At 39.5% G+C, this 11,764-nt stretch carries 12 protein-coding genes; 5 read left to right on the top strand and 7 right to left on the bottom strand.

What is annotated here, in order from left to right:
* Positions 1-34: 34 nt before the first annotated feature.
* Both sohB and AAGD16_RS06870 read right to left on the bottom strand, forming a co-directional pair.
* Positions 35-1,051, bottom strand: coding sequence for a protease SohB (gene sohB, locus AAGD16_RS06875; protein ID WP_377114520.1), 1,017 nt, complete (start codon positions 1,049-1,051; stop codon positions 35-37).
* A 100-nt stretch (positions 1,052-1,151) separates the two neighbouring features.
* Positions 1,152-3,587, bottom strand: a complete 2,436-nt coding sequence (locus AAGD16_RS06870) for a VolA/Pla-1 family phospholipase (protein WP_096038406.1) — start codon at positions 3,585-3,587, stop codon at positions 1,152-1,154.
* Between the two features lie 207 nt (positions 3,588-3,794).
* Between AAGD16_RS06870 and AAGD16_RS06865 the strand changes: the two genes are divergently transcribed.
* Positions 3,795-4,541 (top strand): YciK family oxidoreductase, encoded by a 747-nt coding sequence (locus tag AAGD16_RS06865; protein WP_016899536.1) that lies wholly within the window; start codon positions 3,795-3,797, stop codon positions 4,539-4,541.
* A 61-nt stretch (positions 4,542-4,602) separates the two neighbouring features.
* On the opposite strand, the gene rluB is transcribed toward AAGD16_RS06865, so the two are convergent.
* The 4 genes from rluB to AAGD16_RS06845 all read right to left on the bottom strand — a co-directional run bounded on the left by rluB (position 4,603) and on the right by AAGD16_RS06845 (position 7,366).
* A complete protein-coding gene (rluB, locus tag AAGD16_RS06860) occupies positions 4,603-5,472 on the bottom strand; it encodes a 23S rRNA pseudouridine(2605) synthase RluB (RefSeq protein WP_008110001.1) in 870 nt (289 codons plus the stop codon).
* Positions 5,469-6,059 carry an SMC-Scp complex subunit ScpB gene (scpB, locus tag AAGD16_RS06855; protein ID WP_013464798.1) on the bottom strand — a complete coding sequence of 197 codons (591 nt, stop codon included), beginning with the start codon at positions 6,057-6,059 and terminating at the stop codon, positions 5,469-5,471. The genes rluB and scpB overlap by 4 nt, the downstream gene beginning before the upstream one ends.
* A 151-nt stretch (positions 6,060-6,210) precedes the next feature.
* Positions 6,211-6,732, bottom strand: a complete 522-nt coding sequence (locus AAGD16_RS06850; RefSeq protein ID WP_013464797.1) for an EF-hand domain-containing protein — start codon at positions 6,730-6,732, stop codon at positions 6,211-6,213.
* Between the two features lie 202 nt (positions 6,733-6,934).
* On the bottom strand, positions 6,935-7,366 hold the full coding sequence (locus AAGD16_RS06845) for a hypothetical protein (RefSeq protein ID WP_013464796.1): 432 nt from the start codon (positions 7,364-7,366) through the stop codon (positions 6,935-6,937).
* 240 nt (positions 7,367-7,606) lie between these two features.
* Between AAGD16_RS06845 and xthA the strand changes: the two genes are divergently transcribed.
* From xthA to rlmA, 3 genes are read left to right on the top strand one after another with little or no spacing between them, the layout of a single operon-like run.
* Positions 7,607-8,413 carry an exodeoxyribonuclease III gene (xthA, locus tag AAGD16_RS06840; RefSeq protein ID WP_013464795.1) on the top strand — a complete coding sequence of 269 codons (807 nt, stop codon included), beginning with the start codon at positions 7,607-7,609 and terminating at the stop codon, positions 8,411-8,413.
* A gap of 5 nt (positions 8,414-8,418) precedes the next feature.
* Complete coding sequence (locus AAGD16_RS06835) at positions 8,419-9,066, top strand: energy-coupling factor ABC transporter permease (protein ID WP_013464794.1); 648 nt, start codon at positions 8,419-8,421, stop codon at positions 9,064-9,066.
* The gene (rlmA, locus tag AAGD16_RS06830) at positions 9,063-9,866 is read left to right on the top strand and encodes a 23S rRNA (guanine(745)-N(1))-methyltransferase (protein WP_064664156.1); all 804 of its coding nucleotides are present in this window, start codon (positions 9,063-9,065) and stop codon (positions 9,864-9,866) included. The genes AAGD16_RS06835 and rlmA overlap by 4 nt, the downstream gene beginning before the upstream one ends.
* Here the strand turns inward: rlmA and yfbV are convergent.
* A complete protein-coding gene (gene yfbV, locus AAGD16_RS06825; protein WP_016899917.1) occupies positions 9,850-10,296 on the bottom strand; it encodes a terminus macrodomain insulation protein YfbV in 447 nt (148 codons plus the stop codon). The two genes, rlmA and yfbV, sit on opposite strands and share 17 nt — an antisense overlap.
* Positions 10,297-10,549: 253 nt before the next feature.
* Between yfbV and AAGD16_RS06820 the strand changes: the two genes are divergently transcribed.
* On the top strand, positions 10,550-11,764 hold the full coding sequence (locus AAGD16_RS06820) for an acetate kinase (RefSeq protein ID WP_064664155.1): 1,215 nt from the start codon (positions 10,550-10,552) through the stop codon (positions 11,762-11,764).

Here is an 11,764-nt window from a genome sequence, read left to right as displayed (position 1 = left end):
AAGGCTTTTTTGTTGGGTTTAAGTGATTAAATTATTAAGGGTTTAACGCCTTAAACTTTGACATTAAACTTACACCCGCTTTATTCACACCATGGATCAAACCCATTGCCAGCTTGTCACTTAATCCTTTTTTAATCTTGTATTGCACTTTATAAATTTGATATTGCTGTTGTTGCTCTAACAACGCATCATCGCTGGTTTTAATAGTATCGACTAACCCTTTTTCAATTGCTTGGGTTGCAAACCAATGTTCACCCGTTGCCACTAAATCCATATTTAAACTTGGGCGCTGAGTGCTCACAAAAGTTTTAAACAATACATGAGTTTGCTCTATCTCTTCGCGGAACTTTTCACGAGCTTTATCGGTATTTTCACCAAATAAAGTTAACGTGCGTTTAAATTCACCCGCCGTAATTTGCTCAAACTCGACATCATTTTTCTTTAAAATTTTATTAAAATTTGGAATTTGTGCAATAACACCAATAGAGCCAACAATTGCAAACGGTGCTGCAATAATATGATCAGCCACACAAGCCATCATGTAACCACCACTGGCGGCGACTTTATCTATTGATACAGTCAACTCAATACCGGCTGACTTTAAACGTTGTAATTGTGATGCGGCTAAACCATAGCCATGTACCACACCACCACCACTTTCAAGGCGAACTAACACTTTATCTTTTTTTGCATCCGCTATCGAAATTATCGCGGTCACTTCTTCGCGCAAGCTTTCTACTTCATGTGCGTCCATACTGCCATTAAAGTCAATAACATAGAGTCGTGATTTAGGCGCTTCTTTGTCCGCTTTTTTTTGCTCTGCTTTTTGTTGTTTTTGATAGGCTTTTAACTCTTTTTTACCTAGCGTATTATTTAAAAAGCTTTCTTTTATATTGGTCAGCTGCTCTGATAGGTCATCAATTTCAATCTCACCTTTTTTCGCTTTTGGCTTAACAGCCGAGCTTACAATTAAGGTTAAAATCACAGCAATAGCAATAACAAAGGTAATGGTTTTTGCAAAAAATAAGCCGTACTCGTATAAAAATTCCAACTGTGTTCTCCGTTTATAAATTTCAGCCAATTTAGCATGCTTTAAAATAAAAAAAAGCCACTATACAGTGGCTTTTTAGACTTAATTGAGTGGTTGATTATTAATTAGTCACAATATCAGTATCTGATACAGATAATAAACGTCCACGCGATGCTAGATAAGTTGCAATTTGCAATTGCATTTCTGCATTAGCTGCTGCGCTGCCCGCTGCTGTAGACGACTGTCTTTCATCTTGCGCCGGTGTCAATACCGAGCCATGATGACCTGTGTTAAATTTAACTAAATAGCTAGCGCCCATCTCTGTTGGTGCTTGAGTTGTACTCACTGTTTCTAACCCCATAAAGTTAGCTAGAGGCAGTGTACCTGCAATTGGATTGTTAGCAGTCATCGGCGGAATAACTTGGTCTGGCTTGTTACTATCAGTGCCATCACCAACAACAACATTCATATACACAGGTGTTTCTAGTGCTTTAACCGTTGCTGCGTAGTTAGTCGGATCGCCGCTATCTAATGCAGTTTGTGCTGCAAATACAAACTGCGTCATCACACCCTTGATGTTAGCCAGTTTATCAGCTTCTCCCGCCATAGTTAGCGATGCTGCAAATTCATTAAAGCCACAGCTTAAGAAGTCCTGCATGTCTGGTAACAAGGCACCACAGTTTGATAACGCACCAGCATTTAAGAATGCATTAAACTCGTCAGCTTCAGCAGTTCCAGCTTGAGAAAGTACAGAGCCTTGAATAAATGGACCAAACGCGGCTGACTCTAATAAGAAGCTAGCAATACCGCCACCGCCACTTGCCAATGCAACAGCATTAACTTTAAAGAATGGGTCTACTTGATCAGCCAATGGGCTATTCGCTTGTGCAATAAATGCAGGCGCTACAATTGAGCCCAGTGAATGGCCAATATAAGATACATCTCTAGAATTGAGTGAACTATCACCACTGAAGTTTAAGCCTAAACGTAAACCAAGTAAGTCGGCACTTGACTGGCGTAAGCTGTCTCTGGCGACCAATAACGAGCTTAGGTTCATGTAACTAAGTACAGAGCCTGATGTTGCGTTAAAGTCATCTGTGCCATCAACATCAACATCTATTCCACGCTCGCCATGACGAGGATGGTCAATTGCAACCGTTGCAAAGCCTTGAAGTGAAAGCTGTGCTGTTAGTGTCAACATGCTTTCTTTTTGTGTGGTAATACCGTGTTGCATAATAACTACTGGCCAGCCATTTTCTGGCATAGCAGCAAAAGGCTCTAAACCTAAGCCTGCACGGTATGCATTCACAACCGGTAAAATAGGCTTAGTAATTTGTACTGGCACAGTCGCCATACTTTGCATTTTAGGAATAACATTATACTTGGTTAAATGACGCGTGCTATCTAAACCTAAATCACGAAGCTGTCCATCACTTAACGCTGCACATGTTGCATCGTTAACGCTAATAGGATCAGTTGGGAACGCTTCACCCGCTTGCGCTTTATAACCCATGATAGCCACTGCGTTATCACACATACCTTGCCAGTAAGTATCATTTAAATCACTGATTTCTTTACCCTTCGGCGTACCTAAATACATAGGTAACTGAATACTGCCCTTTTGGTACTGTGCTACTTGGAATACGTCAGGCACCGTTACACCTTGTATTGCAAACGCTTGTTGTACATTAGCCATAGGCTGTGTTGGAATTTGCAACGCAGGCGTTGGAATTGTTGGCTCTGTTAAGCTTGCTGCTAAAATCTTTTTGATTGTGCCAAGCACAGGACCTGCTGATTGCATTGTCATGGCAGCTGAGTAAATAATATCGTCTTTGGTGATATTTCCTGAGCTTACCACTACGTTTTCGTAGCTGTTAACAGCCCCTTGCAGCGCAAGTTGTGATGGCGTTACTAACGGCGCTTCTTGTTTAACAGTCGCATATGTTGATGATGGCTCAATTGAACGACCTTCTGAATCTTTAAGCCCCGTCGTTAATACGTTAATGTATGAGCTACCGGCCTTAAATGGCTTAAGTGGAATAATAGCAACCGCGTCTCCAGAGCCTTGTGTAACAAAGTCGACACCAAAGGTTAATTCGCCCACTAATTTACATGCAGCACCGGCTGGTGCTTGTGAGCATTCGGCATCTGTTAGGCTTGCACCCATGATCACTTCAAAAATACGTACTGAGCCTGGTGAAGCTGCAGACGTTTCATCTAGACTAATGCCCGGTGGAAACGTTAAATCTATTTTAAAAGGAACTTGCGTAGACCAGCCATCAAGTGCCCCTAGTGCAAGTTGCGGATCTGCATACGCAGCGCGAGGGATAGAAACATTTTCGTCATTTAGCTCACCAGGAATGTTTAATGTGCCATCGCGCGTACCGCTCATCAATAAATCATTAGGAACCGAAATTACACCATTTGCAGGGTCAAATTTTACCGTAGCTTTTGGAATAACTGTAACTGAATCGTTTTTAACATCTTCTAACGTTTCTCCGCCGCCACAGCCTGCTAATGCAGCTGCAACTGAGAGCGAGAGTAGCATTTTTTTCATAGTGTTCTCCGCACAAATCTTATTTTTATAGTGTGTTTATAGTCAGTGTAATTAAGTTAAAATAATGTAGCTAGTATATTAATGAGACATTAGACCAGTTAAACTTAACGTAAACTTTCTAGTTTCGCCACCTAAATTTGTAATAAATTCGATTACTTGTCGATTTGCTATGTTAAAATCAAAAAAAATTTAAACATTGGTACTTTTATGCATACCTATCAAGCAACTGAAAACGCACTTAAAGACAAAGTAATTTTGATAACAGGCGCAGGTGATGGTATCGGCCGTATTGCAGCAATTACTTATGCTAAACATGGTGCAACCGTTATTTTATTAGGAAAAACAACTAATAAACTAGAATGTGTGTATGACGAAATCGTCAATGCAGGCTACCCACAGCCAGCGATTGTGCCTATGGACTTAAAAGGTGCAACTAAACAGAACTATCGTGATTTAGCCGCAACAATCGAAAGTCAATTTGGCCGCCTTGATGGACTATTAAATAACGCTGGTATTTTAGGTACTTTAGGGCCGTTGGAGCACTTTTGTTCATCAACATTCGAAAATGTAATGAAAGTAAACGTAACAGCACAAGCGATGATCACCAAAGCGTTGTTCCCTGTAATGCGTAAGTCAAAAAGTGCTTCAGTGGTATTTACCTCATCGGGTGTAGGTCGTAAAGGAAGAGAATTTTGGGGACCTTACGCTATTTCTAAGTTTGCGGTAGAGGGTATGATGCAAACATGGGCGTGTGAAGTTGAAAAAACGCCAATCCGTGTTAACTGCATCAATCCAGGCGCAACACGTACATCAATGCGTGCAAGTGCATTCCCAGGTGAAGATCGTGATTTACTAGCAACACCTGAAGATTTAATGCCAACTTACCTGTATTTAATGAGTGATGACTCAAAAGATATCAATGGCCAATCGTTAGACGCACAAGCTAAAAAGTAATATTTAGTTTTAAACGTAAAAAAGCCGCTATAAAAAGCGGCTTTGTTGTTTTATGCTTTAATTACTTACGTTTAGTCGGTTTTACACGTTGATTGTGCTTTTTAACCGCCTTGCGAATTTGGTTTATTTTAGCGCGCTTGTCTTTACGCTTTTCAGGAATAACCGACAGCTTAGTTTGTGTTTCTTTGCCAAGCTTTACTGTTTTACGTAAATAGTTAACCGTATCTAAATCATACTCAATCCAGCCACCTTGCGGTACACGCTTATCAAGCTCTAATTTACCGTAACGAATACGAATAAGACGTGATACTTCCACATCTTGTGATTGCCATAAACGACGCACTTCACGGTTACGACCTTCATTAAGCGTTACATTATACCAACGATTAATACCTTCACCGCCCATAGGCTTGATACCAGTGAACTTTGCGGGGCCATCTTCAAGTTCTACGCCACGCAGTAAGTTTTTCATTGTTTCGTCAGTGACTTCACCAAATACACGTGCTGAATATTCGCGTTCAACTTCATAGCTTGGGTGCATTAAGCGGTTTGCCAATTCACCGTCATTGGTAAACAGCATTAGGCCTGAGGTATTCACGTCTAATCGGCCTACTGCTATCCAGCGATCGCCATCAATACGAGGTAAGCGGTCAAAAACGGTTCTACGGCCTTCAGGGTCTTTACGCGTACTTAACTCACCCTCTGGTTTGTTATACATAATTACACGACAAATTCTGTCTGCTTTTTCTTCTATTTTAACGGTATGGCCGTCAACACGAATTAAATCGGTTTCTTCAACCCTGTCGCCTAACTTAGCTACTTTACCATTTACACTCACACGATTTGCATCAATGTATTTTTCCATTTCACGGCGTGAGCCTACACCTGCACGGGCTAGGACTTTTTGTAACTTTTCACCTTGTATACTCATTCGGATGGTTCTCTCACAGAAGGATCACTTAATAACTGGGTAATTTTACTTTGCTGTTGCTCTGGCAATGCGGGTAAATCATGAAGTCCCGTTATCGAAAAATAATCTAAAAATTGTTTAGTCGTTGCATAAAGTGCCGGTTTACCGGGTACTTCTTTATGCCCAACTACTTTAATCCACTCTCTTTCAAGCAGAGTTTTAATAATATTTGAGCCAGTTGCTACACCCCGCACTTGCTCAATTTCACCACGGGTAATGGGTTGCTTGTATGCAATTAACGACAGGGTTTCGAGTAAAGCTCTAGAGTATTTAGGGGCACGTTCTTGCCATAAATTACTCAACCATGGGCTTAAACTACTGCACGCTTGAAAACGATAGCCACTGCCTACCTCAACTAAACGTATTCCACGCGTCTGATAGTGAACTTGAATGGCCTCTACAGCATCATTAATGCGCGCCATAGAAATTGCTAAGTCGTTTAAAACCGTGTCCTTAAGATGACGTTTTGATACGGGCTTGCCTGCCACAAAAATCGCCGCTTCAATGATTTCAATTAATTGTTCATCACTAATTCGCCGACCAACCATAATCACTCTAAAGTTAATAAAAACACACAGCCATCTATTATGACAGAACAACGGCAAACTAGGAAAACATATTAATAAAATAACATTTTATAGGTATAAAAAAGCCAGTGAAAAACACTGGCTTGGTATCAAGTGTATTTAATAATGTAATTTAGCTATTTTTAAATTGCTCAAGTGCATCGTCCTCTGCAACAGAATCACCATGTTTTTGGATATAGCTATTAAACTCTTTTTTACTTACTCGTTTATCTTTATTGCTGTCCATGTAACCAAAATGATTTGAAATATCATCATCGTCAGCTTCAGAAACTGAAATAAAGCCGTTGCTATCATTATCTAAGCTTTTAAAGTCATTTTCTATTTTATCAAACTTCGCAATATCAGCCTTAAATGCAGACTCACTCACTTCACTATCTGTAGCAACTTTCCCAGCATTTAGCTGCATATAAGCATCATATTCATTACGGCTTATTTGATTATCCATATTTGTATCTATATTTGAAAAGTGCTGCCAAATACTATCATCGTCGGCTTCTGTTTTAGAAATAAAGCCATCGCTGTCGTTATCTAAGCTTGCAAAATCACTGTCGATTTTTTCTAAACCTTGATTTGAAGAACAAGCGGCTAAACTCAATGCGGCTAAAACAGTAGAAGCTATCGTTAATTTTTTCATCAGACGTATCCTTGTATTAATAAATTTCAAATCTAGTAATACAAATACGATGCCAAAAAAATAAACCATTAAAATCAAACAATTAACCAAGAGCAACTTCTATTACGATATTTAATAATGCAATTTTTGCAAGCTACTCTGGTAATTTTTGCAAAAAAAAAAGCTCGGTAAGAACCGAGCTATTTATATCTAATACGGTAATTTAGATTGCAGCGTTTTGGTAACGCTTAACAAAATCAGTAACGCTTTGGCCATTACACTTTAATGAATTTAAGTTACCAATTTGCTTACGTACTGGTTGTAGGCCTTGCTTTAATGCAGTCATACATAACTGTGTTTCTTGGTGTGAATCTTTTGCAAATACTTCTACTTTAGACACAACTGATTGCGTTGCTGCTTCTTTTTTTGCAATGTCACGGATGTCTTGACCGTTACATAGGATACTTTTTGAATAACGCGATAAATATACACCGTGCTTTGCTGCCATTTTACGAGCAGCCGAAAACCCCTCATTGGCGCTTACAACACATAAATTAGACTCTAATTTGTTGTCTTGGCTGTAATACGTATTGCTTTGCGCAGTAGCAGTTACAGAAACAAAAAGAGAGGCGGCTAAAAGTAATTGAGTTTTCATCAGGTGGTCCTATTTGAACGAGTTAAACAAACGATTTTTGCGCATTATATAGACAACTTTTAACATATCAATTGAATATTTTATTTATTTTATTATTTAATATTGCATTTACAATGTTTAAACATTAAGCAAAAATTGATCAACATTTGTGCAGCTATTTTCTCGTTTCAATCATGTTATGTCGCTCCAAATACTGATACAATTTGGCTAACAATGAAAATAAATTTGAAGGTAAACTTTATGAAAGTGATTTCTTTTAATATCAATGGTCTGCGTGCTCGCCTACATCAGTTACAAGCTATTATTGATAAACACCAGCCAGATATTATTGGTCTTCAAGAGATAAAAGTGCACGATGAAGCATTTCCGCTAGACGATGTACAAAAAATGGGTTACCACGTTTATTTTCATGGACAAAAAGCGCATTACGGTGTGGCAATGTTATGCAAAAAAGAGCCTAAGTCGGTATTAAAAGGCTTTTCCACCGACACAGATGAGTCGCAAAAGCGAATGATCAGCGTTACCGTAGAGCAAGAAAATGGCCGTGACCTACATGTCATGAATGGCTACTTCCCGCAAGGCGATAATATCAACCACGAAACTAAATTCCCTTATAAACGTCAATTTTATCAAGACTTAATGACTCACCTAAATAGTCATTACACGCCTGATCAAGATGTAATTGTAATGGGCGATATTAATATCTCTCCAACCGATTTAGATATTGGTATTGGTGAGGTAAACGCAAAACGCTGGTTAAAAACCGGAAAATGTTCATTTCAACCCGTTGAGCGTGAATGGCTAGCAACGTTATTAAACTGGGGCTTTAAAGACACCTTTAGGGAGCAAAACCCAGAAACTAACGATCAATACTCATGGTTTGACTACCGCTCTAAGGGTTTTGTTGATAATCGTGGACTAAGGATTGATGTGGTTCTGGCAACGCATGACTTAGCAGCTCGCTGTATCGACACCGGTATAGATTACGAATTACGTGCTATCGACAAGCCTTCAGATCATGCCCCTATTTGGTCTGAGTTTAATTAACGATTATGCTAAGCGTGCAATTACAGGCATTACTGTGGATTGGTGTTATTGTTATTGGCTTTTTAAGTGTTAATAAATCAACATACGCCAATTTATTTAATACGCCAGCAAGGCAAACCGGTGTGTTTGCCTGCGCGCTGGTGCTCGCTTTACTATGGCGTATAAAAGCCGGTATTTTACCTGGTCTTGATCTTCATATACTGGGCATTACTGCTGTTACGCTGATTTTAGGCTGGCGTCTGGCTATTTTAAGTTGTGTATTAGCAACAGCCCTGCTAACTGCTTTTGGACAAATAGCATTCGAGCTGATTGCGGTAAAATTACTAATAAGTGCGTTTATTCCAGTATTATTAAGCTACTTTGTATTTATGCTTTGTTACCACTACTTAGCGCGGCACTTTTTTATCTATATATTTGTTTGTAGCTTTTTAACGGCTGGTGTCGTTGCTTGCGTTAACATTATACTCGGGGGTGTTTTTTATTACGCAATTGGCGAATATAATTGGCATCAGCTAACAGAAAACTACATTTATCTCAGTCCTATTTTAGCGTTTCCTGAAGCAATGCTAAACGGTATGGCAATAACTGTTATGATCACCTATCGCCCGCACTGGGTAAAAACTTTTTTTGATAAGGACTATTTAGGCTCATGAGTCTTCATTACCATTGCCCTATTTGCAAACTTCCATTGGCACTTAATGAAAAAACATTACACTGTGATAATAACCACAGCTTTGATTTTGCCAAAGAAGGCTATGTAAACTTACTCCCCGTGCAAAATAAAAACTCTAAACAGCCCGGTGACTCTTTAGAAATGGTACAAGCAAGGCGTTCTTTTTTAGAGCAAGGCCATTATGCATTTTTACAGACGGCCTTAGCTAATTTAGTCAAACCGCTCAATGCAAATATAGTAATTGATTTAGGGTGTGGCGAGGGGTTTTACACCCATGCTATAGCAAATAACACGCAAGCTACTGTGTATGGTGTTGATATATCTAAGTCGGCGGTAAAATACGCAGCAAAACGATACAAACAATGTCAATTTAGCGTGGCATCAATAAGCCACGCGCCCTTTAATGATCACCTTGCTGATGTGTTAATTAGCGTGTTTGCCCCTTTGTTTGACGATGAACTTTCTCGCCTTGTTAAAGAGGATGGCTGTTTAGTGGTGGCAAGCCCTGGGCCTATGCACCTCAAAGAGTTGAAAAAATATATCTATAATACGGTAAATGAACATACTGAAGTTGCTACGCCGACAGGCTTTAAACAATCATCGCAACAGCTCATTACAGAGCAAGTGTCACTCACATTTAGCGACGTAAGAAATTTAATAATGATGACACCCTTTGCATGGAAGTTCAGACCCGAGCATTGGCAGGCACTTGAACAAAAACAGCATCATAAGGTTACCTTGTCATTTTATATTAGCCAGTTTGTTAAAACTGCTCTTTAGTAAAGGTTTTATCCATTTTATCAAACATGTCTTTTAACAATTCAGCAAGCTCCAAATAGCGGGGCTTGTTTTTCCCCATTTGTGCGTCGTAACCGTTGGCGATCATTTTTGCAAACAACTCGTTGTACCATTGCAGCATAGCGGGTTCTAATTCTGTTTGCGCACGTTTACCTAGCCATAAAAGCCCTTGTAACGGCAAGGAGATAAAAAATAGACTACTGGCAATAGCTTGAGGTAAAAAATCAGGGCCTAAATAATTAAGCTGAAAAAACAAAGTTAGCATGGCTAAAATAGGCATTACCGTAATCGCAAGCTCGGTTGCTCTGATCACTTTAAACTCGGCAAATAATGGCGCGACCTCTTTACGCATAGGCCATGTTTTAGCATAAGCGCGCCCTAATTGAACTTGTGATATCACACTTTTTTGCATTATAAATCCTCACAATCACGGCATTTAACACTTGTAAAAGCATCTTGCTTATAAAAGTGTAACACAACTCTCACTTTATCGGTAAAAATGCTTAATTTCATTAGTAAAACTCACAAAAAGCATAAATTATTAAAAGAATTCCACAAAGCCCTTTTAATAAAGTCAACTACACTTTAGTCTACACCCATTTAAGCCTACAATACTTATATATCAACCAAGTGTACTGATTAATATTTAAATGGAAAATGAATCTATGCCAACTCTGCCAAAAAAACCAAACCATGTTTTGGTACTTAATTGTGGAAGCTCAAGTTTAAAGTTTGCAATTATTGATGCAAACACAGGAAAAGACATTATTTCAGGTTTAGCTGAGCGCCTAGGTGCAGATGCTCCCTCAATAAAATATAAATTTAAGGGAGAAAAGACCACCATTAAACTTGCTGCTAATCAGGCACACGCGCATGCCATTGATACGCTGGTTGATTTAATAAAAGATCACAATCTTGATGAGCAACTAGTTGCTGTTGGTCATCGTGTTGTGCATGGTGGTGAGCATTTTACCCAATCAGTATTAATTGACGAACGCGTTATTGCAGGTATCACGCAAGCAGCTACGCTAGCACCTTTGCATGGCCACGCTAACTTACTGGGTATTTCATCAGCGCAAGCATCATTTAAAAACTTACCGCAAGTAGCCGTGTTCGATACGGCATTTCATCAAACGATGAATGAAGTCGCTTATCTTTATGCCCTTCCTTATCAGCTTTATAAAGACTTTGGTGTTAGGCGCTATGGTTTTCATGGCACCAGCCATTTTTATGTGGCAGGGCAAACTGCGAAGTTATTAGCGCTTCCTATTGAAAACAGTAACTTTATTAGCGCCCACTTAGGAAACGGCTGTTCAGTGTGTGCGATTAAAAATGGCAAAAGTGTTGATACCAGTATGGGGTTAACCCCGCTTGAAGGGCTTGTTATGGGTACGCGCTGTGGCGACATTGATCCGGGCCTATTTAACTTTTTAACCACGCAACTCGATTACACTGCTCAGCAAATTGATGACTTACTCAATCAAAAAAGTGGTTTATTAGGCATAAGCGAGTTGTCTAACGATTGTCGCACCATAGAAGAAGCCGCTATTGCAGGCAACCAGCAAGCTATGCTGGCTCTTAATATGTTTTGTTACCGCCTCGCAAAACAAATAGCCGCTTACATGGTCCCGCTGCAACAGCTAGACGCAGTTATTTTTACCGGCGGTATTGGCGAAAATTCCGATATTATCCGTGATAAAGTACTTAAACAATTGGCCTTTTTAGGTATTAATTTAGACCCACAAGCAAACCTTGATGCACGTTTTGGCCAAGCTGGGTTAATTAGTACAGCTGATTCACGTAGCAAAGCGGTTGTTATGCCCACTAACGAAGAATGGGTGATCGCACTTGATGCCGCAAACATCACCAAGGAGTTATAA

The organism is Pseudoalteromonas sp. M58, from assembly GCF_042604605.1.
In the GTDB taxonomy this organism is placed as follows: Bacteria; Pseudomonadota; Gammaproteobacteria; order Enterobacterales; family Alteromonadaceae; genus Pseudoalteromonas; species Pseudoalteromonas tetraodonis.
The sequence above is the reverse complement of the archived record's forward strand: the minus strand, read 5'-3'. Positions and strand labels throughout refer to the sequence as shown.